Here is a 23293-nt window from a genome sequence, read left to right as displayed (position 1 = left end):
TGACACGGAGGAGCGCTGATGGTAGGTACGGATTCGACCGAGCCCGCTGGGATCTACCTGTTCCTGGGGCCCCAGTACGACGTTGCCTGGCTCGGCGTCGTGGTCGTGGTGCTCGCGCTGATGGTCACGGCGCTAGCTGTCTGGTTCAGAACCAGGTGGGACAGGTTGTGGGAGGGACTCCTGGTGCTTGTTGTCATCGTCGGAGTCCCTGTCCTCGGGCCGGTGCTCTTTCTGGCGGCGTGGGGCCAGCGCCGAGCGCGGCACCAGGCTCGGGCCGAGCCGAGATAGCGCCAGGCCGAGGTAGAACCAGGGCCGACTGAGTTCTTGCCCGGCGTCGGGCGCCCGCCTACCCTGGGCCCATGACGCACGGGCTGAACTGGTGGCGGCTGCACCCGCAGCCGTGACCTGACGCGCCCACCCGCACAGAAGTCCCGAGCTGCTCGCCGCAGCCCGGGACTTTTCTGTGCCCGACGTCGTGCGCGGGCGGCTCCCTGAACAAGGAGACCCAACATGTCCGTCACCACACCGCCCGAGGCGACCACGCCGCCGTCGGCCACACCGCGTGAGCCGGGCGGCATCACCCGCTCCGCCGCCGCGGCGCGCGAGCGCACCGCCGTCCTGGAGGGCCAGATCGCCCGCAACCCGGGGGAGTACCGCGTCCTGACCGGGGACCGCCCCACGGGCGCCCTGCACCTGGGTCACCTGCTCGGGACCGTCGCGAACCGCGTGCGCCTGCAGGACCTGGGCGTCGAGATGTTCCTCATCGTCGCCGACTACCAGGTCATCACCGACCGGGACGACGCCGGCGACCTGCCCGCGACCGTCCGCGAGGTGCTGCTCGACTATCTCGCGGCGGGGCTCGACCCCGAGCGCAGCACCGTCTTCACGCACTCGGCGGTGCCCGCCCTGAACCAGCTGCTGCTGCCGTTCCTGTCGCTGGTCACGGTCGCCGAGCTGGAGCGCAACCCCACGGTGAAGGCCGAGGCGGAAGCAGCCCTGCTGCGCCAGAAGCGCGGCATCTCCGGCCTGCTCCTCACCTACCCGGTGCACCAGGCCGCCGACATCCTGTTCTGCCACGGCAACCTCGTGCCCGTCGGAGTGGACCAGCTGCCGCACCTCGAGATCACCCGTACCGTGGCCCGCCGGTTCAACCAGCGGTACGCGGCTGCCCGGCCGTACTTCCCGGAGCCCGACGCTCTCATCGCGCCGTCGACCACCGTCCTCGGCGACGACGGCCGCAGGATGTCCAAGTCCCGGGGGAACGCGCTGGAGCTCCGCGCCTCCGACGACGACACCGTCGCGTTCTTCAGACGGGCGAAGACCGACGCCGAGCGCGTGATCACCTTCGAGCCGGAGCGGCGGCCCGAGATCGCGAACCTGCTCCAGATCGGCGCATACTTCACCAAGATGTCGCCGGAGGCGCTGGCCGAGGAGATTGGCTCGGCGGGCGCCGGGCGGCTCAAGGCGGTGGTCACCGAGGCAGTGGTGGAGGGCCTACGACCCCTCCGTACCCGACGCCGGGAGCTCGCCTCCGCCGGACCGCGTCACCTCGACGAGGTGCTCGCCCGGGGCAACGCGCGAGCGAACGAGATAGCGGACCGCACCCTGGACGACGTCCGCGGGCTGATGGGGATGCGGTACTGAAACCTGGGCGAGGCCCTGTCCACAGGGCCCTGTGGACAAGGGAGATCCCCGGCCGGGATGCCTCAATAACCCGGCCGGGGACGCTTGTCCGGACGGCCGACGGCGCGACGGGTAGCCACCCGAGAAGTCGCGCCGTCAGCCGCCCGAGATCATCGGGCCAGACGCTCGCGAAGGGCGTCCAGCTGGGCGTGCAGCGCGGCCGGCGTGTGGTCGCCGAACCGGGCGAAGAACTCCTCGGTCAGGTCGGCCTCGGCCTGCCACGGCTTGGTGGGCACGTCGAAGAGGGCGGCCATGTCGGCGTCGGGCACCTTGATGCCGTCCAGGTTCAGCGTGCCCGGCGCGGGCACGCTGCCCACCGGGGTGGCCACGGAAACGTCCTCGCGCAGGCCGCGGCCTGCCTCGACCTGGCCGACGATCCACTCGATCACGCGCGAGTTCTCGCCGAAGCCCGGCCACAGGAAGCGGCCGTCCTCGCCCTTGCGGAACCAGTTGACCTGGAAGATCTGCGGGCGCTTCGACTCGTCGATGCCCGCGCCGACCTCCAGCCAGTGCGCCCAGTGGTCGGCCATGTTGTAGCCGCAGAACGGGAGCATCGCGAAGGGGTCGCGGCGCAGCTCGCCGAGCGCACCTTCGGCGGCGGCCGTGCGCTCCGAGGAGATGGTGGCGCCCATGAACACGCCGTGCTCCCAGCCGAACGACTGGGCGACCAGCGGCACGTTCGTGGCGCGGCGGCCACCGAACACTATCGCGTCGACCGGCACGCCGGCCGGGTCCTCCCAGGTGTCCGCGATGGTGGGGCACTGGGCGGCGGCCACGGTGAAGCGGGAGTTCGGGTGGGCCGCGGGCTTGTCGGAGGCGGGCGTCCAGTCGTTGCCCTGCCAGTCGATCAGGTGCTCCGGCGCCTCGGGCGTGAGGCCCTCCCACCAGACGTCGCCGTCGTCGGTCAGGGCGACGTTGGTGAAGATGGTGTCGCGGTCGAACGTCGCGACGGCGGTCGGGTTGGTGTCGATGCCGGTACCCGGCGCGACGCCGAAGAAGCCGGCCTCCGGGTTGATGGCGCGCAGCGTGCCGTCGGGACCGGGGCGCATCCAGACGATGTCGTCGCCGAGGGTCTCGACCTTCCAGCCCGGGATGGTGGGCTGCAGCATCGCGAGGTTCGTCTTGCCGCACGCGCTCGGGAAGGCGGCGGCCAGGTGGTACTGGCGCTGCTCGGGCGAGGTGATGCGGATGAGCAGCATGTGCTCGGCGAGCCAGCCATCGGAGCGCGCCATCGCCGAGGCGATCCGCAGCGCGAAGCACTTCTTGCCGAGCAGGGCGTTGCCGCCGTAGCCGGAGCCGTACGACCAGATCTCGCGGGTCTCCGGGAACTGCACGATGTACTTGGTGTCGCTGCACGGCCAGGCCACGTCGGCCGCGCCGTCGGCGAGGGGCGCGCCCACCGAGTGGACGGCGGGCACCCACTGCTGCCCGGCGTCGATGAGGTCCAGGATCGCGGCGGACACGCGCGTCATGACATGCATCGAGACGACGACGTACGGCGAGTCGGTGATCTCGATCCCGACCTGGGAGATGGGACCGCCGACGGGACCCATCGAGAACGGCACCACGTACATGGTGCGGCCCTTCATCGAGCCCTCGAAGACCCCCTTCAGCTCGGTGCGCATCTCGGCCGGGGCCACCCAGTTGTTGGTGGGGCCGGCGTCCTCCTCGGTCTCCGAGCAGATGAACGTGCGCGACTCGACACGGGCGACGTCGGCCGGGTTGGAGCGGGCCAGGTACGAGCCGGGCCGCTTCTCCTGGTTCAGCTCGACGAGCGTGCCCGCGGCCAGCATCTGGTCGATCAGGCGCTGCTTCTCGTCGGCGGAGCCGTCGCACCAGACGATCTCGGCGGGCTGGGTGAGCTCGGCGATGCTTGCCACCCAGTCCCGTACGTCCTGCGTTCCGACGCGCGGCACGGCGTGCGCGGTCGCCTCGGCCGATGTGGTGGAGCCCTGGTCGGTGGTCACGTCGGAGACGAGCTCGGCGACGAGCCGGGTTCGGCGGGGGTTCGCGAGGACGGACATGTGCTCTCCGATCGTCATGCGGCGGGCCACGGTGGCGGGCTTGTTTCCACTCTCACGTGCGGATCGCCCGGAATTCCAGTCCCCAGCCTGTCAAGAATCGCCGATCTTCACGTAGTGTGAAGGAGCGGGTTCCTGTTGGCCTGTCCCGGGTGCATCTCGGGTGACGGGCGTCACACGACTGGACGCGACCGGACACGACTGGACGGAGGGCGACGTGCCGAACCCAAGCGAGGCGACGTCGGGCACGGAGACAGACCTCATCACGCTGGGGCGCCGGATCCGGCACCTGCGCACCGCGCAGGGGCTCACGCTGGACGCGCTCGGCGAGAAGGTGGGCTCGGCCCCGAGCCTGCTGTCGCTCGTGGAGAACGGGCGGCGCGAACCTCGGCTGGGACTCCTCCGGTCGATCGCGGAGGCGCTCGGCGTGCCGATGAGCGAGCTGCTCAGCGCGGAGCCGCCGTCGCGCCGCGCGGCCCTGGAGATCGCGCTCGACCGGGCGCAGCGCGGGCCGCTGTTCACCACGCTCGGCGTGCCCGCCGTCAAGCCCAGCCAGAAGCTGCCGATGCCCGTGCTGGAGCAGCTCGTGGGTCTGCACGACGAGCTGGCCCGGCGCGAGCAGATGGCGATCGCCACACCCGAGGAGGCGCGGCGGGCCAATACCGACCTGCGCCTGGAGCGGGAGGCCCGCAACAACCACTACCCGCAGTTCGAGGCCGTCGCGGAACAGCTGGTCAAGGCCGCCGGATACACCGGCGGTGCGCTGACGCACCGCACGGTGGCGCGGATGGCGGAGCAGATGGGCTTCACGCTGCTGCACGTCGACGACCTGCCGCGGTCCGCGCGGTCCGTGACCGACCTGCGCAACGGACGCATCTACCTGCCTCCGGCGTCGACCCCGGGCGGCCACGGCCTCCGGTCGCTCGCGCTGCAGGCGCTCGCGCACCGGGTGCTGGAGCACGACCGGCCCCGCTCCTACGGCGAGTTCCTGCGCCAGCGCGTGGAGATCACCTACTTCGCCTCTGCGTGCCTCGCGCCGCAGTTCGTGGCCGTGCCGTTCCTGGAGGCGCGCAAGCGGGAGCGCGACCTCGCGGTCGAGGACTTCCGCGACGCCTTCGGCGTCACGCACGAGGCCGCCGCGATGCGGCTCACCAACCTCGCGACGCACCACCTCGGCATCCCGCTGCACTTCCTGCGGGTGGGGCCCGACGGCGCCCTGTTCCGCGGCTACGCGAACGACGGCCTGCCGTTCCCGCAGGACGTCACGGGCGCCATCGAGGGGCAGCTGATCTGCCGGCGGTGGGCGGCACGGGAGGCGTTCGAGCGGCGCGACCGGGCCACCGAGTTCTACCAGTACACCGACACCCCTGCCGGGACGTTCTGGTGCTCCACCCAGACGGGATCGATGTCGCCCGCCGGCGGGCCCGACGGCGGGTCGGGCGCCTTCTCCATCACGGTTGGCGTGCCGTACGCGCACGCCAAGTGGTTCCGTGGGCGGGACACGCAGGTGCGGCGCGTCTCCACCTGCCCGGACCCGGCCTGCTGCCAGCGGCCGGCGCCGGAGCTCACCGAGCGGTGGTCCGGCGAGGCCTGGCCGTCAGGGCGTATGCACCAGCAGATCCTGGCGGCCCTGCCGCGCGGCGCGTTCCCTGGTGTCGACGACGCCGAGGTGTACTCGTTCCTGGACAAGCACTCGCCCGAATGACGGGCATGTAGTTTCTGGCGGGTCCTCCGCGCGCTGCCGGGTTAGCGTAGGCAACCGTGGCATCGAACCTGGCTTGCATCGGACTGGACGTCTGGCGACGTAGCGACTTTCGCGACATGGTGGCCTCTGCTCGCTCCGAGGCAGAGACGATCGCCAAGGACGGCGAGGTCGGTGTGCACATCTGGACCGACGCGTCCGGCGCCCGCCTGATCATCACCACCGAGGGCGACCTCGTGCGGGTGGTCACGCCCACCTTCTACGCGGCGCCCGGCGCCATCATGTCCGAGCCGCAGGCGGTCGACGGCGGGCTCGTGCTCGCCGAGCTCGTGAACCAGCACGACGAGGTCATCACCGAGATCGCCTGCCAGCTCGAGGAGCTAGCCCTGCTCGGTGCCGCGGAGCACCCGATCACGGGCCCGGTATCGATAGTCGTGCTCGGCAACTCCGTCCAGGTGATCGGGCGGGCCGACGGCGCCGTGTCCGGCCTGGTCTTCGAGCCGACCGGCGCGTACGCCGCGTCGACCGACGCCGTCGCGCACCTGACCGGCGTCGTGCTGGCGGTCGAGCAGCGCGCCGTCTCCCGCACCGGCCAGGCCTTCATCGCCGCGCGCGTGCAGACCGACGGCTTCCAGGTAACCCTCTGCTTCCCGGCCGAAGAACCGCCGCTCGCCGCCGGCGACGTCGTCGAGGTGGACGGATACCTGGTCGCGTCGCTCCCGACGCTGCGCGGCGTTGGGGGAATCACTGATGACAGCGGGCGTTCCCGCCTGGTGTGATTCACCCGGTCGGCGTCTGCCCGGCCGGTCTTCGGATCGCAGTCCCGAGGAAGGGTCCCACCCGATGAGAACCTCCCGAGCTCTGCTCGCCGTCGTCGCGGCCCTGGCAGTCACCGCCGTCGTCGCGCCGCCGGCGCAGGTGCTCGTGGCCCCGGCGCAGGCCGCCGAGGCGGCCCCGCCCGGCGGGGTCTACTACCTGCAGAGCGCGACCACCGGGCTCAACGCGTCCGACGCCGCGGGCGCCGTCGAGCAGCACCGGCCGAAGGGCAACGAGGACCGCCAGCAGTGGACCCTCCGGGCCGTCGGGTCCGCCTACGTCCTGGAGAGCGTCGACGCGGCGGGCAGCTGCCTGGGCCGCTCCGGCGGCCAGGCCCGGACCGTCGGTTGCGCGGGGTCGGACGCCGCCTGGGAGGTCGTCGACGTCGGTGGCGACCGGTACGGCCTCAAGGCGCCAGGCGCCGAGAGCTACCTCACCGTCGGTGCCAAGCCGGGCGGCGCGAACTACCCGGCGCAGCTCGTGGTCGGCGGCAGAGGGGCGCTCGCCGAGTGGTACCTCACCCCGGTCGGTCCGGTGACCGACCCGATGCCGCCCGCCGACGAGCGCACCCTCGACCAGATGTCGTTCCTCACCGCGCACAACGCCTACGCGAACGGGGTGGACGGCGGCTTCGCACCGCCGTTCGTCAACCTCGTGCCCAACCAGGTCCGCGGCATCGAGCAGCAGCTCGCCGACGGCGTGCGCGGCTTCCAGCTGGACATCCACCAGACCGGCGACGGCGCGATCCTCTGCCACAACAGCTGCACGCTGGTGAGCAGCCCGGTCGCCCTGTGGGTCGACCTCCAGCGGATGGTCGACTTCCTGGACGCCCACCCCGACCAGTTCGTCACCGTGTTCCTCGAGGACTACGTGGAACCGGGCGTGCTGCGGAGCGAGCTCGACCGCGTCGCGGGGCTGTCGGACGTGCTCTACCGCCCCGACCGGACCGGCGTCCGCGAGAACGGGTGGCCCACGATGGCCCGGCTGATCGCGGACAACGACCGCCTGCTGATCTTCAGCGACCACAGCCGGTCCGACGACGAGGCCGCCGGCCTGACCCGGGAGAGCTTCGGCGTGCTGTACCAGCGTGAGTGGACCGTGGAGAACTACTGGTCCATGGGCTCCGGCGTCGGCGAGTCGGACTGGTCCTGCTACAGCCGTTGGTACGACGCCGGCACGAACATCCCGCTGACGCAGACCGGGAGCGGTTTCCGGCCGCTGTTCGTGATGAACCACTTCCGGGACACCCCGATCGAGGCGACGGCCCGGACCGACAACGAGCGGCTGCTCAACCGCGCCCAGCGGTTCTGCCAGCCGGCCGCCCGCAAGAAGCCGACTTTCGTGGCGGTCGACCGCTACGACATCGGCAACCCTGCCGCGGCGTTGACGACGCTGAACACGTACACGTACTGACCCGCCGTTCACGAGTCAGTCGCGGAGGGGGCCGCCTCGGGCGTCCAGGCGGTCCAGGAGCCTGGGCAGGACGTCGCCGAGGCGCAGGCCGTCGTGCTCGAACTCGTTGGTCACCCACGGCGCGACGTTGCCCACGTGCGCGGCCGTCTCCAAGGAGAGGGACGAGTCGACGAACATGTCGTCGAAGTAGACGGCTGCCTCCACCGGAACCTCGTTGTCCGCGAGACGGTGCAGGTCGTACAGGTCGCCCCAGTCCTGCCGCTCCGCGAGCGTGTTCGCCGCGGCCTCGAACGGCCGCAGCGCGCTGATCTCGGAGAACATCCAGGGGTAGATCATCTCGCCGGTCATCAGCAGGGGTCGGGCCTTCTCGCTGAACGCCGGGTCGGCGTCGCGCACCGACTGGGCCGCCCACGCCGTCGGGCCGGTGTGGGACTGGGCGTAGATCGACTCGTGCAGGAGCGCGTACAGCGGGTTGGTCGCGAACGACGTCTCGGCCGCGACAGTGGCGCGGAACGTGTCGCTGAGGGGACCGCCGTGCGGGGAGTCGAACGCCTCGTCGATGATCCAGTGCACGCGCTCGAAGCCGGGCTTCATGCCGAAGTCGTTGCCGAGCATCTGGAACCGTCGGGTGGTCAGCGTGTCGCCGCCGGGCTCCGTCACGTCGCCCGTCGTGAGGCGGTCGGCGATGCGCCCGAGGGCTTTCGTAACGTGCGGGTAGCGCGCTCGGAACTGCTCGTTCCTGGCCACCACGCGCGGCTGGGTGCGCTCGTAGACCTCCCGGGCCGACGCCGTGAGACCCGGCAGGCCGCCGGTCACGATGCTCGCGTTCAGGCCCTCTGAGGCGAACGACAGGTAGGTCATCGTGATGAAGCCGCCGTAGGACTGCCCCAGCGACGTCCAGCGCCGGCCGTCGAAGAGCGTCTTCCGGACGTGCTCGGCGTCGTGCACGATGTTGTCGGCGCGGAAGTGCGTGAGGTACTCGGCCTGCTGCTCCGGGGTGCCGAGGGCGGTGAGCGTGGCCGCCCGGACGGCGCTGGACCGCCCGGTGCCGCGCTGGTCCAGCAGCACCACGCGGAACCGGCTCAGGGCCGAGCCGACCCAGCCGTCCGGGCCGGTGGGCCGCGGGCCCTTGCCGCCGGGGCCGCCCTGCAGGAACACGAGGAGCGGCAGGTCCTCGGTGCGGCGCGTGGGGTCCACGAGCTCGCGGGCGAACACCGAGATCGTGGGCGAGCCGTCGGGCTGGGACCAGTCGAGCGGGACGTCGATGGAGTGGTCGGTGACGTGGACGCCGGGAAGGGTGTAGCTGATGGGCACGGGGCCACGCTATCGGTCAGGCCCCGCGGCTCGCGCGGGCATTGATCGCTGGTACAAATTGTGGTGGTATGCGCGTCCGGCCCTCCAGGAAACTCCTCGTAAAGGAACCGACCCGCATGCTTACACGCGACGACCTCTCCGACATCTTCGGCGAGGAGAACATCATTGCTCTCGACTTCGACGACGCCGTGGGTCTCGGGTGCTCGGAGCTCGACGCGCTGCTGCTGTCCCACGTCGGGCTGCCCAGTGATGCCGGAGTGGCGTTCACCACGGAGCTCGACGGCGAGCCCGGCCTGTTCAGAGTTCAGATGCTCGACTCCCCGGACGGCAGCACCAGCGCGGCACTATTCCTGGGGGCGCCAGGACAGGATCAGACGATGCGCTACTTCCTCGACGTGAAGAACAGCGTGGTCGTGGTGTGCTCGTTGGACGACGCCGGTCCCGCCATCGAGGTCGTCAACGGCACGTTCAGCGACTTTGTCGACTTCGTTCATCGCATCGGGGCCTTCTGTCACACCGACGGCAGGAGCGCCGACGAACAGGCGCTGGCCGCGGAGGAGCTCTCCCGTCTTCTCCAGGAGCGTGACACGTTCGCGTTTCGCAAGCCCGACACCTGGTGGTCGCGGTTGCTGTCGACCCTCACGGAGCAGTCGGGCGCGGAGCGGGCACGTGCGGAGCAAGAGCAGCAGCTGGCCTGAGCTCGCCCGGTATGCCTGGTTGGAGAAGGCTCGCGCCATGACTCGCCCTGCCAACCTCGTCAGGGTTGGCAGGGCGAGCCACGGAGGTAAGACCTAGGAGACGTCCGAGTCGACCCAGTCGAACGTCTTCGTCACGGCCTTCTTCCAGCTCCGGTACAGCCGGTCCCGCTCGCTCTCCTCCACATCGGGCGTCCACCGCCGGTCCTCGGCCCAGTTGGCGGTGACGTCGGACTCGCCCTTCCAGAAGCCGACGGCGATACCCGCGGCGTACGCCGCGCCGAGCGCCGTGGTCTCCGCGACCACGGGCCGGACGACGGGAACCCCGAGCTGGTCGGCCTGGAACTGCATGAGCAGCTCGTTGGCGACCATGCCGCCGTCGACCTTGAGCTCGGTGAGCTCCACGCCGGAGTCGGCCCGCATGGCGTCCATGACCTCGCGGGTCTGGAACGCCGTAGCCTCCAGCGCGGCCCGCGCTATGTGGTTCCGGTTGACGAACCGGGTCAGGCCCACGAGCGCACCCCGCGCGTCGGGCCGCCAGTACGGCGCGAACAGGCCGGAGAAGGCCGGCACGAAGTACGCGCCGCCGTTGTCCTCGACCTTGCGGGCGAGCCATTCGACGTCGGGCGAGTCGGTGAACATGCCCAGGTTGTCGCGGAGCCATTGGACCAGTGACCCCGTGACGGCGATGGAGCCCTCGAGCGCGTAGATGGCGTCGGCGTCGCCGATCTTGTAGCAGACCGTGGTGAGCAGGCCGTTCTCGGACGGCACCTTCTCCGTGCCGGTGTTGAGCAGCATGAAGTTGCCGGTGCCGTACGTGTTCTTCGCGGTACCCACCTCGAAGCACGCCTGCCCGAACGTCGCCGCCTGCTGGTCGCCGAGGATGCCCGCGATAGGCACGCCGGGCACCATGCCCTTGGTGCGCCCTTCCCCGTACACCTCCGAGGAGGAGCGGATCTCGGGGAGCATCGACAGCGGGATGGTCATGTCCGCGGCGATGTCCTCGCGCCAGGACAGCGTGTCGAGGTCCATGAGCATGGTGCGGGACGCGTTGGTGACGTCGGTGACGTGCACGCCGCCGTCGACCCCGCCGGTCATGTTCCACAGGACCCACGCGTCGGTGTTGCCGAACAGCAGGTCGCCGCGGTCGGCGGCCGCGCGCGCGCCCTCGACGTTGTCGAGGATCCACTTGACCTTGGGGCCGGAGAAGTAGGTGGCGAGCGGCAGACCCACTATCGCCTTGTACTTGTCCGCGCCCTCGGACCCGCCGAGCTCGTCGACTATCGCCTGCGTGCGGGTGTCCTGCCAGACGATCGCGTTGTAGACCGGCTTGCCGGTCGTCTTGTCCCACACCACCGTGGTCTCACGCTGGTTGGTGATGCCGACGGCGGCGAGATCGCTGTAGTTGATGTTCGCCCTGGTCAGCGCGAGGCCCACGACCTCGCGGGTGTTGTCCCAGATCTGTTCCGGCCGGTGCTCGACCCATCCCGCCCTCGGGAAGACCTGGTCGTGCTCGATCTGGCCGGAGGACACGATGGTCCCGGCGTGGTTGAAGACGATCGCCCTGGTGCTCGTAGTGCCCTGGTCGATCGCGAGTACGTAGTCAGCCATCGGTATTGACTCCCTTGTCTGTCACACTGCTTGTTTGTCGCCTGAGCCTGCGGCTCCGCTTCGGGTCAGGCGACGCCCGCGGCGAGCAGGCCGCCGAGCGCGCCACCCACCAGCGGTCCCACCACCGGGACCCACGAGTAAGCCCAGTCGCTGGAGCCCTTGCCCGGGATGGGCAGGACGAAGTGCGCGATGCGCGGGCCGAAGTCACGAGCCGGGTTGATGGCGTATCCCGTAGGACCACCGAGGCTCGCGCCGATACCGGTCACGAGGAGCGCGGCGGCCAGCGGCCCCATGTCGCCCGGCCAGTTCCCGAACGACAGGATGACGAAGACCAGCATGAACGTGCCGATGACCTCGGTGACGAAGTTCCACCAGTACGAGCGGATCGCCGGGCCGGTGGAGAAGACGGCGAGCTTGATCCCCGGTTCGGCTTCCTCGTCGAAGTGCTGCTTGTACGTCAGGTACGCGAGGATGGCGCCCACGAAGGCGCCGATCAGCTGGGCCACCCAGTACACGAGCATGTTGCCGAAGTTGGCGGCGACGCCCGGAGCGAACTCCTCGGCCCCGCTGGCGAGGATGCCGAGCGTCACGGCCGGGTTGATGTGCGCGCCGGACTTCAAGGACACGAACACACCGGCGAAGACCGCCAGACCCCACCCGAAGTTGATCATCAGCCAGCCGCCGTTGAACCCCTTGTTCTTGGGGAGGATAGCGTTGGCCACAACGCCGGCACCGGCCAGGATCAGGATCATCGTGCCGAGGAACTCCGGCACCATGATGTCCGTGAATGCGTTCATCGCTGACTCGCTTTCTGCCGACCACTCTGTCGGCGTACGGAGGTAAACCCGGCGGCTCCTCTGGGGTAGCCCGTCGGCTGTCTAGTAGTTGGTGTCCTTCGTCTAGTTTCGGAGCGGCTGCATAGCCGCTACGTCCTGTGTGGTCAGGCGAGCCCGCTCGGCGGCCTCGTCGTCGGGCGCTTCCTCGGCGTGGCGTTCCGCGTCGATCCGCGACAGCCATGCCCGGACCTCGCGTTCCGCGTCCGACGCGTCCCAGCCGAGCAGCGGGCCGACGACGGCCGCGACCTCCTCGGCAGCTTTCGTGCCGCGGTCGGCGACCTCGTAGACCAGCCGCGTGCGGTGCGCGAGCACGTCCTCCAGGTGGAGGGCGCCCTCATGGCTCACCGCGTAGTGCACCTCGGCGCGCAGATAGGCGGGAGCGTGCTCGAGCGGCTTGGCGAGCGACGGGTCGGCGTCGCACAGCTCGACGATCTCGGCGAGGTTCGCGCCGTACCGGTGCAGCAGGTGGTCCAGCAGCGGGGGCGACCACCCGAACCGCTTGCCCCACGTGCGCGCCTGCCGCTGGACGGCCCGCAGCCCGACGGCGCCCGTGAGCGGGATCTGGTGCGTGATCGACTGGAGAGCCGTGGCGCGCTGGCCGATCGCGAAGTCGACGGCGTCCTTGGCCATGATCCGGTACGTCGTGAACTTGCCGCCCGCGATCACGGTGAGGCCTGGCGTCGGCGAGGCGACGGTGTGCTCGCGGCTGACCTTCGCGCTGCTCGTGCCGGCCTTGGTGCCCGGCTGGAGCAGCGGGCGCAGGCCCGCGTAGGTGCCGATGATGTCTTCCCTGGTCAGCGGGTGCGCCAGGACGGCGTTGGCATGGTCCAGCACGTAGTCGATGTCGGCGCTCGTGGCGACCGGGTGCGTCGGGTCCAGGTTCCACGGCGTGTCCGTGGTGCCGATGATCCAGTACCGGCTCCACGGGATGACGAACAGCACGGACTTCTCCGTCTGCAGGATCAGCCCGGCGTGGCCGCGGATGCGCTCACGCGGCACGACGAGGTGCACGCCCTTGCTGGCGAGGACCCGCAGCCCGCCCTCGGAGCCCGCCAGCGACTCGGTATCCTCGGTCCAGACGCCGGTCGCGTTGATGACCGACCGGGCGCGGACGGTGATCTCCTTGCCGGTCTCCAGGTCCACGACGACGGCGCCGTTCACGGCGCCGGTCGCCCCCTGCGTCAGGTCGACCACCTGGGTGCGGCTCGCGGCGTGCGCGCCGTAGCTCGCGGCGGTGCGGACCAGGGTCGCGACCAGGCGGGCGTCGTCGACCGACGCGTCCCAGTACTGGACGGCGCCGACGGCGGCGTCGTGCGCCAGGTCCGGGAACTTGGCCTCCATCTGGTTCCTGCTCAGGTGGCGGTGGAACGGCATGGGGCGTCGGCCGGGCGTGAGCGTCGCGAGGACGTCGTACATCAGGATGCCCGCACCCACGTAGGCGCGCTCCCAGACGCGGTGCTCCAGCGGATACAGGAACGGGACCGGCCGCACCAGGTGGGGGGCCAGGTCCCGTAGGAGGAGGTCGCGCTCGGTGAGGGCCTCGTGCACCAGCTCGAAGTCGAGCATCTGTAGATAGCGCAGGCCGCCGTGGACCAGCTTGCTGCTCCGGCTGGAGGTGCCCTGCGCCCAGTCCTGTGCCTCGACTACGGCTGTCGACAACCCGCGCGTGACCGCGTCCAGGGCGATACCGGCGCCGGTGACGCCGCCTCCGATCACCAGTACGTCGAGCTCTGCGGAGGGGCTGACACTGGCTTCGAGCGCAGCCAGCGCCTGGGTCCTCGCTTCTGCGGTCAGGCGTGTTGAGGCCATGCGCCAAACTCACCACGCATTCCGTGACTTGGCAAGACCTTTGCCCTCTTCGTGAGGGTGTGTTGGGATGTTCTCTCGCTCACTTTCCGGTTTGCCATTCGATTCGTCTGGTCTGCGGCTCGATTCGCGCGTCGGGTCGGCCCCTGGCCGGCCCAGCCGTTCGCCTGGCGGGCGCGGCGGGCGCGGCGTCGGCGCCCGGCCGTAGGGTGATCGCCGTGACGACACCCGACGCGCCGGCCGCGCCCGTGATCCGACCCGCCCTCCCCGCCGACGTGCGCACGATCCGCGACCTCGTCGAGCCGCTCAGCCAGGAGCGCATCCTCCGGCCGTACGAGATGGTCGGGTACTACGAGGCGGTCCAGGAGTTCCTGGTCGCGACTGATCCCGCCGGAGCGGCCGGGGACCCCGCCATCGGCTGCGGGGCGCTCCATGTGATGTGGGACGACCTCGCCGAGGTACGCACGCTGGCCGTGCACCGCGACTGGCGCGGCCGCAAGGTGGGGCACGCGCTGCTTGCTGCGCTGGTCGAGCGGGCGCGTGCGCTGGGGCTGCGCCGCGTGTTCTGCCTGACCTTCGAGGTCGGCTTCTTCGCGGCGCACGGGTTCCGCGAGATCGACGGCACGCCCGTGACGCCCGAGGTGTACACCGAGCTCCTGCGCTCCTACGACGAGGGCGTGGCCGAGTTTCTCGACCTGGCCCGCGTGAAGCCCAACACCCTGGGCAACTCGCGGATGCTCCTGGAGCTCTGACTACTTCGGCAGGTGGAGGCGGCTTGCTTCGTCCTGCTCGGCCAGGCCGTCCTCGACCAGGCCGGCGATGGCGCGGTCGAGCTGCTGCGGGTCGTGCCACAGGCTCGCGAGCAGGGCCCGGTCCACCGGCTCGGCGGCCTGCCGCAGCTCCGCCATGACGCGCCCGCGCGCCTGCCGGTCGGTACCGGCCCAGGCTTGCGTGCGGCGTCGGGCGGCGTGGGCGTCCGGGGGCGAGCCCGCCCTGCGCCACGCGCACAGCCCGGCGACCGGGCAGGCGCCGCACTTCGGCGCCTTCGCCGTGCAGACCAGCGCGCCCAGCTCCATCGAGGCCGCGGCCCAGCGGGCGGCCTCGGCGTCGCCGTCCGGGGCGAGCGCCGTCGCCAGCGCGCGTTCCGCGGCCGTGTACGACGGCGCGGGCAGCGCGGAACCGCCCACCGCCCGCGCCAGCACCCGGCGCACGTTGGTGTCGACCACGACGGACCGCTTCCCGTAGGCGAACGCCAGCACCGCGGCGGCCGTGTACTCACCGATGCCGGGCAGGTCGCGCAGCTCGGGCTCGGTGCTCGGCACGACGCCGTCGTGCCGTTCGACGACTGCCCGGGCGCATTCCTGCAGCCGCAGCGCGCGGCGCGGGTAGCCGAGGCGGCCCCAGGCGCGCAACACGTCGGCGGTCGGGGCCACCGCCAGGTCGGCGGGGGTGGGCCACTGCTCCAGCCACGCGCGCCAGGCGGGCTCGACCCGCACCACGGGGGTCTGCTGCAGCATGACCTCGCTGACGAGCACGCCCCACGCGGTGCGGTCCGGTGCGCGCCAGGGCAGGTCGCGCGCTGCGCCGTCGAACCACTGCACGACGCCGGAGCGCACCTCGGTGCGTCGCGTCGCCTCCCGTACTGTCACGGGGACTCATCCTGCCGCACCGGCCTGGTTCGGGCTGACCATCTGGCTGCTGGCGGGCCGGGGTTGGTTCCGGCGGCAGATAGATGCAGATGCATGGTCAAGGGATCGCTTGGTGGCCGAGCGGTGGGGTCGTTCGGCGGCTGAGCGGCGGTGAAGTAGGACACGTGACCGACTGGGCGGCGCGGCTGCGGCCGGGCTCGTGCGTTGCGTCGTACTTTGGTGTCGCGGGGTGTCACCGCACGTCAGGCCGTAGGAATTGCGGCAGGTCCAGGCCGCGGATTTCAGTGGAGGGGTCGAGCAGGTGGTCAGTGCGCCGGAGCAGGTCGGGCGGCCTTCGGGTAGGGAAGCGGGGCGGCCGCCCGTCGGCCGGCGTCGTCGGGTGGGACGCGCGATAGCGGTGCTGGTCGTGCTGGCACTGGGCGGCATCGGGGTCGCGGTGACGTGGCCGGAGGCAGACACGCCGATCGTGTCGGACAAGATCGACCCACCCGAGCCGGTGGACCCGAACGCCGCCGCGGCGCCGTGCGCATCCGAGGATCTCGACGTCGGGCTCGCGGCGGACCGCCTGACGATCACACCCGGCGTGCCGGTCCGGTTCACGGTGTCGGTGCGGAACACGAGCCAGGTGCAGTGCCTGGTCGACGGCCCCAGGCACAGCCTCGCCGTGACCGTGTACCAGGGCGAGGTCGGCGAGCCGACGGCGGAGCGGGCCTGGTCGTCCGCGGACTGTGCCGACCCGGACGAGGAGCGGCTGCTGCTCCTCGGGCCCGGCGACGTCGACGTCACGAACGTCAGGTGGTCCGACTCCCGGTCCGCGCCCGGCTGCGAACCGGGCCAGCCCAAGCCTGCCGCCGGCGAGTACACGGCGCACGTCACGCTCGCGGGCGTCGACGGGGTGTCCAGCGACGTCGTGCGGATGACGTACACGGTGCCGGAGCCGACCGGGTCGCCGTCGCCGTCGTCCTCGGGGAGCGCGGCTGCCAGCCCGTCCGGGAGCGCGTCGGCCGACCCGAGCGCGTCGGACGGCGCGAGCGACGAGTCCTGACGCGGGTTCAGCGGCTCAGGTCATCCGAGCTCCGATGTCCTGAGGCTCAACACCCAGGTCACCCGAGTGATCCGAGCGTGTGACCCGGCCGACGGGAGGGTCGGGCTCCGCCGATCGACGTCCGAGCCTGCGGTCAGACGTACCGCTCGAGGATGCTCGACTCCGCCAGCCGGGAGAGACCCTCACGGATCGTCCGGGCCCGCTGTTCACCGACGCCCTCGACCGACATGAGGTCGTCGACGCTCGCGGCGAGAAGCTTCTGCAGGCTGCTGAAGTGCCCCACGAGCAGCTCGATCGTCGTGTTCGGCAGGCGCGGCACCTTGGACAGGAGCCGGTAGCCGTGCGGCGCGACGGCGGCGTCGAGCGCGTCCCCGCCGCCGGGCAGGTCGAGGATCCGGCCGATCTGGCTCATGTCGAGCAGCTGCTGTGACGTGAGCGCGGACAGCTCGGCCTGCACCTCGGGGAGCGTACGTTCCTTGCGGCCCAGCACGTAGTCGCGGATCACGAACTCGCGGTCGGAGCCGACGTCGCCGATCAGCTCGTCGAGCTGGAGCGCCAGCAGGCGGCCGTCGACGCCGAGCTCGATCACGTAGCCCGCGATCTCGTCGGAGATGCGGCCCACCATCTCGAGCCGCTGCACCACCGAGCACACGTCGCGCACCGTGACCAGGTCCTCGATCTCCAGCGCCGACAGCGTGCCGGACACCTCGTCGAGGCGGGCGCGGTAGCGCTCGAGCGTCGCGAGCGCCTGGTTGGCGCGGCCGAGGATCGTGTCCGAGTCCTCCAGCACGTGCCGCTGCCCGCCGACGTAGAGGGCGACGATCCGCATGGACTGGCTCACCGAGATGACGGGGAACCCGGTCTGCTTGGCGACGCGCTCGGCCGTGCGGTGGCGCGTGCCGGACTCGGTGGTCTCTATGGTCGGGTCGGGCAGCAGCTGCACGGCGGCCTTGCGGATGCGGGTGGCGTGCCGGTCGAGCACCACGGCGCCGTCCATCTTTGACAGCTCGCGCAGGCGGGTGGCCGAGAAGTCGACGTCGAGGGAGAAACCGCCGGAGCAGATCTGCTCGACCGTCGGATCGAGGCCGAGCACGATGAGCGCGCCGGTGCGTCCGCGCAGGATGCGTTCGAGTCCGTCGCGGAGTTCGGTCCCAGGCGCGACGGCGGCCAGGGTCTCACGGAGCAGCTCGTCAGTGTGCGAGGAGGTCGTGGCCACGAAGAAATCCTACGCTGTGCGCCGGGTCACAAGCAGTTCGTTTCACGAACCGGTCACCGGCCGTCCATCTCGATGTCAGATCCACGGCCCTGGGACTGTGCCCACTCCACGGCATCGCGGATGTGGGCCGCCTCGACAAGCTGGAGCCCGTCGGGCGCTTTGACCCCGGTCCCGTGCGGCACGACGGCGTGCGCGAACCCCAGGCGGGCGGCCTCGCCCAGGCGGCGATCCAGTCCGGCGACCGGGCGCAGGTCCCCGGCCAGGCCCACCTCGCCGACGGCGACGGTGGCGCCGGGCAGCGGCCTGCCCGTGCGGGCGGACACGAGGGCGAGTGCGGCCGCGAGGTCCGACGCCGGTTCGGTGATCCGGGCGCCGCCCACCGTCGAGGCGTAGACGTCCTGGTCGGCGAGCCGCAGCCCGCCGTGCCGCTGCAGCACGGCGAGGATCATCGCAAGTCGGCTGGAGTCGACGCCGCTCGTCGCGCGGCGCGGGTTGTTCAGCGGGCTCGGCGCCACGAGGCCCTGCACCTCGACGGCAAGCGGGCGCCGTCCCTCCAGAGTGACGGTGATGCACGACCCGGCCACTCCCGATCCGGCGTGCGACAGGAACAGGCCGGACGGGTCGGGCAGCCCGACGATCCCGCTCTCCGACAGGTCGAAGCAGCCCACCTCGTCCGTCGGGCCGTACCGGTTCTTCACCGCGCGGATCATGCGCAGGCGGGAATGCCGGTCGCCCTCGAACTGGCAGACCACGTCCACCAGGTGCTCGAGCGTGCGGGGACCGGCGACCGAGCCGTCCTTGGTCACGTGCCCCACGAGGATCGTGGGGATCTGCCGCTCCTTGGCCACGGCGATCAGCGCCGCGGCGACCTCCCGGACCTGCGAGACACCGCCCGGGGCGCCGTCGACCTGAGCGGACGAGACGGTCTGCACCGAGTCCACGACGAGCATGTCCGGCTGGTTCGCCTCCAGGTGGCCGAGGACCGTCCCCAGGTCGGTCTCCGCGGCGAGCAGCAGCGTCGGAGAGAGCGCCCCGATCCGCTCGGCCCGCAGCCGGACCTGGGCGGCGGACTCCTCGCCGGTCACGTACAGCACGGTGCGGGGCGACTCGAACCCGTCGGGCCCCAGGGCGCCGTCGGCCACGTTGCTCGCCACCGCGAGCAGCAGGGTCGACTTACCCACACCCGGCTCGCCCGCGAGCAGGATCACCGCTCCGGGCACCAGCCCGCCGCCGAGCACCCGGTCGAACTCGCTGACGCCGGTCGGGTTCGCGCGCGCGGACTCCACGTCGATGTCCGCGATGGGCCGGGCGGGCTCGCGCGCGGGGGACACGGTGGCCGTGCGCGGGCCGGACTGGGCAGGCCCGTCCTCGGACACGGTGCCCCAAGCCTGGCACTCCCCGCAGCGGCCGACCCACTTGACGGTGGTCCAGCCGCACTCGGCGCAGCGGTACGCGGGCCGGGCCCGCTTGGAGGTCGATGAGGTCACGAGCGCCACCGTACGTGCCACCACTGACACCGGCCCGGGTGGAGCGCGCTCGATGATCATCCGTGCCGCGCAGCAGAGGTGGCCGCGACAGGCGTCCCAGGGCAGGTACTTTGCCTACATGCTGGCCTCAGACGGGCGCCTGGCGCACCACGAGGGATCGCGCACCGGCCCGGATCCCAAGACACCCGCACGCGCCACGAGCCGTTCCGTGGCGCGTACGGCCGCGCTCGTGGTCGCACTGGCAGCGGCGACCGGGACCTGGCTCGTCTGGTGGGCGATGGTGACCACCTGGCCCGGGCAGCGCGTCGAGGAGCGCGTCTTCGAGACGGCCGACCGGTTCCAGGACGTCGTCAACCGCGTGGTCGAGCCGGTGCTGCTGCTCGGCTCGCCGCCGTGGCTCGTGGTGGGGCTGCTCGTGGTGTGCGGGCTCGGGCTGGTGCGCCGGAGGTGGGGCGCCACCGGCATGGCCGCCGTCGTGATCATCGGCTCGAACCTGACCACGCAGGTGATCAAGGACGGGGTGTTCTTCCGTACGGGCCTCGTCGGGGACTGGAACCGCGACATCAACACGCTGCCGAGCGGCCACGTCACGGTGCTGGCCGCGGCCTGGGCGGCGCTCCTGTTCGTCGCCCCGCGCAGGTGGCGGCCCCCGACCGCGCTCGCGGGAGCTGTCGCGACGTGCGCCATGGGCCTCGCGACGGTGGCCGACCGCTGGCATCGCCCGTCCGACGTCGTCGCGGCCGTCCTCGTCGTCGTGGCCTGGGCGGCGGTGGTGTGCGCCCTGACACCGGCGAGGTGGGCAGACCGGCCCGACGACGACTCGCCCGCCCGCTCCGGCGCCGCGACCGGCATGGTCGCCGCGCTCCTCGGCGTCATCGCGGTGCCGGCGGCCGCGCTGTCCGTACTGGCCGCCGCCGCGACGGAGGGCCGCGCCTGGGCGGGCCTGCCGTGGGACGGCGGCCTCACCGCCTATGCCGGGGGCCTGCTTGCCGCCTGCGCGATCTCGGCGGCGGCGTTCGCGGTGCTGCTGCCCCTGCGCCAGGCGACGGCGCGGCCGGGGGTGGCATAGCGCCCTCGTTCGGGCACGCGCTCCGTTGTGCCCGCCGCGCAACGCGACCCCCGCCGGGCGTGCCTACGCGCCATTGTCAGTGGCGCGACATAGGGTTTCGGCTGAGCCACCGTGATGTATCCGGTGGACGGAGCACGGGGGAGCCAGGACATGACCGACCAGCGCGTGAACTCACCGCGCACCGGCGCAACAGCATCGGTCGCCGCGAGGAAGGCTTCGCCAGCCGTGTACCGCCGTCGTCGGCTCGTGGTGGCGGTGGGGGCGCTCGTCATCGTGCTCGCCCTGATCCTCGTGGGCGGCTTCGTGTGGCCGGGTTTCTGGCGCGCCGAGGCGACGCCGCAGCCCGTCCCCACGGTGACCGTCACGGCCCCGGTGCCGACGCCCACGGTCAAGGCGATGGATCGCAGCGGCGACGAGACCGCCTTCCAGAAGGCGCTGCCGTCGACGGTGCTGCAGTTCGCGCTGGGCTCGCTCGCCGAGGCCAAGGAGCCGAAGGGTCAGGGCGCGCTGGAGGCGTGGAACGCGGAGTACGCCGACGGCGACACCGGTGAGGTGGCGCTCGTGGCCGGCCAGTGGGCGACGTCGGACGAGGCGGCCGAGGCTGCCGCGGCCTGGACCGCGGCCGCGGGCGAAGTGGACCGCGAAGGCGACGTGAAGGTAGGCAAGAAGGTCGTCGGGCAGTACGCGGTAGTGCCGGCCGACGGCGGGAAGGCCGTCGTGGTCTGGCAGAACGGGACCGCCGTGATGCAGGCGACCGGTCCGGCCGACGTCATGGAGGACTTCTACGCGGCGTTCCCCCTGTGACGGGTCCTCGACGGGCTCGATCGGCGGGTGCGGCGACCCGGGGGACAATGGCGCCGTGAACCAGCGACTTGCAGTGCTCGGGGCCGGAAACATGGGCGAGGCGGTGCTCGCCGGCGCGCTCTCCGCGGGGTGGGCGGCGTCGGACGTCGTGGCCACCGTGCGGACCGAGGCCAAGGCCCAGCATCTGCGTGAGACCTACCAGGTGGCCACGACCAGCGACAACGTGGCAGCGGTCCAGGGCGCGGGCCTCGTCCTCGTGGGGGTGAAGCCGAAGGATGTCGGCGCGCTGCTCGACGAGATCGCGCCCGCGGTCGACCCCGCCGCCGTGGTGGTCACCGTCGCGGCCGGCCACCCCACCGCGTACTACGAGGAGCGGCTGCCCGCCGGCACCGCCGTCGTGCGGACCGTGCCCAACACACCCGCCGCGATCGGGGCGGGCATCACGGCGATCGCGCCAGGCGCGGCCGCCACGGAGGCGCACCTCGAGGCGGTCGAGCACCTGCTCGCCGGCACGGGCGCGGTGGTGCGCGCCGCGGAGAAGGACCTCGATGCGGTGAGTGCGATCTCCGGCTCCGGCCCCGCCTACATCTTCTACGTCGCCGACGCACTCGCCGAGGCGGGCGTCCTGCTCGGCCTGACGCGCGACGTCGCGCGCCGCCTCGCGACCCAGACCCTGCTCGGCGCGTCCCGCCTCATGGACGAGTCGGGGGAGCATCCAGTCATCCTGCGCGAGAAGGTCACCTCGCCCGGCGGTACCACGGCGGCCGCCCTGCGGGCGCTGGACGACGGCGGTGTCCGCGCCTCGTTCCTTACCGCCGCGACCGCCGCGCGTGACCGCGCCCGCGCGCTGGGTGGATGATTCCTTCGTGACCATCTCTCGACCCGCAACGGCGCGGCCGCCGGCCATGGCTGACGTCGCCGCTCTCGCCGGCGTGTCCCACCAGACCGTCTCGCGCGTGCTGAACGGTCACCCGAGCGTGCGCCCGGCGACGCGGGAGAAGGTGCTGGAGGCGATCGCCGAGCTCGGCTACCGCCGCAACAGCGCTGCGCGTGCCCTGGTCACGGCCCGGTCGACCACCGTCGGCGTGGTGACCACCGGGTCGCCGCTGTTCGGTCCGTCGAGCACGCTGATCGCCGTCGAGGAGGCGGCGCGCGAGCAGGGCTGGTACGTCAGCGTCGCGACGCTGCGGCAGTACGACGCCGCCACCATGCACAAGGCCCTGGAGCACTTCTTGGACCAGGCCGTCGAGGGCATCGTGGTCATCGCGCCGCACACCGACGTGGCCGACGCCGTGGAGTCGTTCCGGGCCCCCGTTCCCGTGGTCCTCATCGCGGCGCGCGAGCTCCAGCCCGACGTGCCGACCATCCCGCTCGCCGTGGACCAGCGGGCGGGGGCGCGGCTCGCCGTCGAGCACCTGATCGAGCTGGGGCACAGGCGGATCCTGCACGTCGCGGGGCCGCCGGACTGGCTGGACGCCGTCGAGCGCGAGGAGGCCTGGCGCGCGGTGCTCACCGAGCACGGCCTTCCCGTCGCCGAGCCGGTGGTCGCGGGCTGGACCGCCGACGGAGGCTACATGGTGGGTCTCGACCTCGCCCAGCGGGTCAAGGCCGGCGGCGGCCCGACGGCGGTCTTCGCCGCCAACGACCAGCTCGCCCTCGGCCTGCTGCGCGCCTTCTGGGAGTGCGGCGTGTCGGTGCCCGACGACGTGTCAGTGGTCGGCTTCGACGACGTCGACGGTTCCGGCCACTTCATCCCCCCGCTGACCACTGTTCGTCAGCCCTTCGTCGATCTGGGCAGGCGGAGCGTGGCCCTGCTGCTCGCGGCGGTCGACGGCGGCAAACCGGCCGCCGAGCTGATCGCGCCGGAGCTCGTGGTACGCAGGAGTGCGGCGGCGCCGCGTCACTGACCGTCACAGTCGCGTCACCGACCGTCACAGTACGGTCAAGGAGCGTTGACACGTCCGCAATGCAGTGGCAGAGTCACCGCGCAACGAGGATGTTCACGTTCACATTCTGTCGCCGGGCAACGTTGTCCGGCATGTTCCAGGACCTTGACGTCCAGGTGAGTCCGGACGTCGTCGTCCGGGGAAAGGGGTGCGCCAGTGGCTGGTCGCCGCCCACCGAGC

General features: G+C 71.6%; 20 protein-coding genes. 12 read left to right on the top strand and 8 right to left on the bottom strand.

Going from position 1 to position 23293, the window contains the following annotated elements; all coding sequences use genetic code 11:
• Positions 1-18: 18 nt before the first annotated feature.
• Positions 19-288, top strand: a complete 270-nt coding sequence (locus C8K30_RS08760) for a hypothetical protein (protein WP_108492467.1) — start codon at positions 19-21, stop codon at positions 286-288.
• Between the two features lie 222 nt (positions 289-510).
• A complete protein-coding gene (trpS, locus tag C8K30_RS08755; RefSeq protein WP_108492466.1) occupies positions 511-1644 on the top strand; it encodes a tryptophan--tRNA ligase in 1134 nt (377 codons plus the stop codon).
• 149 nt (positions 1645-1793) lie between these two features.
• On the opposite strand, the gene C8K30_RS08750 is transcribed toward trpS, so the two are convergent.
• Positions 1794-3707: a phosphoenolpyruvate carboxykinase (GTP) gene (locus C8K30_RS08750; protein WP_108492600.1), complete on the bottom strand. Its 1914-nt coding sequence runs from the start codon at positions 3705-3707 to the stop codon at positions 1794-1796.
• Between the two features lie 214 nt (positions 3708-3921).
• Between C8K30_RS08750 and C8K30_RS08745 the strand changes: the two genes are divergently transcribed.
• The 3 genes from C8K30_RS08745 to C8K30_RS08735 all read left to right on the top strand — a co-directional run bounded on the left by C8K30_RS08745 (position 3922) and on the right by C8K30_RS08735 (position 7635).
• Positions 3922-5409, top strand: coding sequence for an XRE family transcriptional regulator (locus C8K30_RS08745; RefSeq protein WP_108492599.1), 1488 nt, complete (start codon positions 3922-3924; stop codon positions 5407-5409).
• A 116-nt stretch (positions 5410-5525) separates the two neighbouring features.
• Positions 5526-6185, top strand: a complete 660-nt coding sequence (locus C8K30_RS08740) for a hypothetical protein (RefSeq protein WP_108492465.1) — start codon at positions 5526-5528, stop codon at positions 6183-6185.
• A gap of 64 nt (positions 6186-6249) precedes the next feature.
• On the top strand, positions 6250-7635 hold the full coding sequence (locus C8K30_RS08735) for a phospholipase (RefSeq protein WP_108492464.1): 1386 nt from the start codon (positions 6250-6252) through the stop codon (positions 7633-7635).
• A 15-nt stretch (positions 7636-7650) separates the two neighbouring features.
• Here C8K30_RS08735 and C8K30_RS08730 read toward each other — a convergent pair whose 3' ends face one another.
• Entirely contained in the window at positions 7651-8949 is a 1299-nt protein-coding gene (locus C8K30_RS08730; RefSeq protein ID WP_108492463.1) for an alpha/beta fold hydrolase, read from the bottom strand.
• Between the two features lie 116 nt (positions 8950-9065).
• Here C8K30_RS08730 and C8K30_RS08725 point away from each other — a divergent pair, with 116 nt between their 5' ends.
• Positions 9066-9647 (top strand): SUKH-4 family immunity protein, encoded by a 582-nt coding sequence (locus C8K30_RS08725; RefSeq protein ID WP_158280966.1) that lies wholly within the window; start codon positions 9066-9068, stop codon positions 9645-9647.
• A 93-nt stretch (positions 9648-9740) separates the two neighbouring features.
• On the opposite strand, the gene glpK is transcribed toward C8K30_RS08725, so the two are convergent.
• The 3 genes from glpK to C8K30_RS08710 form a co-directional block, all read right to left on the bottom strand.
• A complete protein-coding gene (gene glpK, locus C8K30_RS08720) occupies positions 9741-11255 on the bottom strand; it encodes a glycerol kinase GlpK (RefSeq protein WP_108492461.1) in 1515 nt (504 codons plus the stop codon).
• 65 nt (positions 11256-11320) lie between these two features.
• Positions 11321-12052 carry an MIP/aquaporin family protein gene (locus C8K30_RS08715; protein ID WP_108492460.1) on the bottom strand — a complete coding sequence of 244 codons (732 nt, stop codon included), beginning with the start codon at positions 12050-12052 and terminating at the stop codon, positions 11321-11323.
• 102 nt (positions 12053-12154) lie between these two features.
• A complete protein-coding gene (locus C8K30_RS08710; protein WP_108492459.1) occupies positions 12155-13900 on the bottom strand; it encodes a glycerol-3-phosphate dehydrogenase/oxidase in 1746 nt (581 codons plus the stop codon).
• Positions 13901-14115: 215 nt separating this feature from the next.
• On the opposite strand from C8K30_RS08710, the gene C8K30_RS08705 reads away from it, so the two are divergent.
• Positions 14116-14649, top strand: coding sequence for an amino-acid N-acetyltransferase (locus C8K30_RS08705; protein ID WP_233257058.1), 534 nt, complete (start codon positions 14116-14118; stop codon positions 14647-14649).
• Here the strand turns inward: C8K30_RS08705 and C8K30_RS08700 are convergent, their stop codons facing one another.
• The gene (locus C8K30_RS08700; RefSeq protein WP_304590805.1) at positions 14650-15546 is read right to left on the bottom strand and encodes an A/G-specific adenine glycosylase; all 897 of its coding nucleotides are present in this window, start codon (positions 15544-15546) and stop codon (positions 14650-14652) included. It abuts the gene before it with no gap.
• Between the two features lie 379 nt (positions 15547-15925).
• On the opposite strand from C8K30_RS08700, the gene C8K30_RS08695 reads away from it, so the two are divergent.
• Positions 15926-16591 (top strand): hypothetical protein, encoded by a 666-nt coding sequence (locus tag C8K30_RS08695; RefSeq protein WP_146197394.1) that lies wholly within the window; start codon positions 15926-15928, stop codon positions 16589-16591.
• Positions 16592-16724: 133 nt separating this feature from the next.
• Here C8K30_RS08695 and disA read toward each other — a convergent pair whose 3' ends face one another.
• On the bottom strand, positions 16725-17807 hold the full coding sequence (disA, locus tag C8K30_RS08690; protein WP_108492457.1) for a DNA integrity scanning diadenylate cyclase DisA: 1083 nt from the start codon (positions 17805-17807) through the stop codon (positions 16725-16727).
• Positions 17808-17860: 53 nt separating this feature from the next.
• The gene (gene radA, locus C8K30_RS08685; RefSeq protein ID WP_108492596.1) at positions 17861-19294 is read right to left on the bottom strand and encodes a DNA repair protein RadA; all 1434 of its coding nucleotides are present in this window, start codon (positions 19292-19294) and stop codon (positions 17861-17863) included.
• 118 nt (positions 19295-19412) lie between these two features.
• On the opposite strand from radA, the gene C8K30_RS08680 reads away from it, so the two are divergent.
• The 4 genes from C8K30_RS08680 (at position 19413) to C8K30_RS08665 (ending at position 23074) form a co-directional block, all read left to right on the top strand.
• Positions 19413-20363 (top strand): phosphatase PAP2 family protein, encoded by a 951-nt coding sequence (locus C8K30_RS08680; protein ID WP_158280965.1) that lies wholly within the window; start codon positions 19413-19415, stop codon positions 20361-20363.
• Positions 20364-20513: 150 nt separating this feature from the next.
• Positions 20514-21167 (top strand): hypothetical protein, encoded by a 654-nt coding sequence (locus C8K30_RS08675; protein ID WP_146197393.1) that lies wholly within the window; start codon positions 20514-20516, stop codon positions 21165-21167.
• Positions 21168-21258: 91 nt separating this feature from the next.
• A complete protein-coding gene (gene proC, locus C8K30_RS08670; RefSeq protein WP_233257070.1) occupies positions 21259-22026 on the top strand; it encodes a pyrroline-5-carboxylate reductase in 768 nt (255 codons plus the stop codon).
• A gap of 46 nt (positions 22027-22072) precedes the next feature.
• Positions 22073-23074: a LacI family DNA-binding transcriptional regulator gene (locus tag C8K30_RS08665; protein ID WP_108492453.1), complete on the top strand. Its 1002-nt coding sequence runs from the start codon at positions 22073-22075 to the stop codon at positions 23072-23074.
• Positions 23075-23293 lie beyond the last annotated feature (219 nt).

The organism is Promicromonospora sp. AC04, assembly GCF_003058225.1.
In the GTDB taxonomy this organism is placed as follows: Bacteria; Actinomycetota; Actinomycetes; order Actinomycetales; family Cellulomonadaceae; genus Promicromonospora.
This window is presented reverse-complemented; position numbering and strand designations above follow the sequence as displayed.

Excerpts from the sequence above, each read along its gene's own strand:
- C8K30_RS08760 (WP_108492467.1), top strand. The coding sequence starts at position 19 with ATGGTAGGTACGGATTCGACCGAGCCCGCTGGGATCTACCTGTTCCTG.
- trpS (WP_108492466.1), top strand. The coding sequence starts at position 511 with ATGTCCGTCACCACACCGCCCGAGGCGACCACGCCGCCGTCGGCCACA.
- C8K30_RS08680 (WP_158280965.1), top strand. The coding sequence starts at position 19,413 with ATGCTGGCCTCAGACGGGCGCCTGGCGCACCACGAGGGATCGCGCACC.
- C8K30_RS08735 (WP_108492464.1), top strand. The coding sequence starts at position 6,250 with ATGAGAACCTCCCGAGCTCTGCTCGCCGTCGTCGCGGCCCTGGCAGTC.
- C8K30_RS08725 (WP_158280966.1), top strand. The coding sequence starts at position 9,066 with ATGCTTACACGCGACGACCTCTCCGACATCTTCGGCGAGGAGAACATC.
- C8K30_RS08750 (WP_108492600.1), bottom strand. The coding sequence starts at position 3,707 with ATGTCCGTCCTCGCGAACCCCCGCCGAACCCGGCTCGTCGCCGAGCTC.
- C8K30_RS08665 (WP_108492453.1), top strand. The coding sequence starts at position 22,073 with ATGGCTGACGTCGCCGCTCTCGCCGGCGTGTCCCACCAGACCGTCTCG.
- C8K30_RS08740 (WP_108492465.1), top strand. The coding sequence starts at position 5,526 with ATGGTGGCCTCTGCTCGCTCCGAGGCAGAGACGATCGCCAAGGACGGC.
- C8K30_RS08715 (WP_108492460.1), bottom strand. The coding sequence starts at position 12,052 with ATGAACGCATTCACGGACATCATGGTGCCGGAGTTCCTCGGCACGATG.
- proC (WP_233257070.1), top strand. The coding sequence starts at position 21,259 with ATGGGCGAGGCGGTGCTCGCCGGCGCGCTCTCCGCGGGGTGGGCGGCG.
- C8K30_RS08710 (WP_108492459.1), bottom strand. The coding sequence starts at position 13,900 with ATGGCCTCAACACGCCTGACCGCAGAAGCGAGGACCCAGGCGCTGGCT.
- C8K30_RS08675 (WP_146197393.1), top strand. The coding sequence starts at position 20,514 with ATGACCGACCAGCGCGTGAACTCACCGCGCACCGGCGCAACAGCATCG.
- glpK (WP_108492461.1), bottom strand. The coding sequence starts at position 11,255 with ATGGCTGACTACGTACTCGCGATCGACCAGGGCACTACGAGCACCAGG.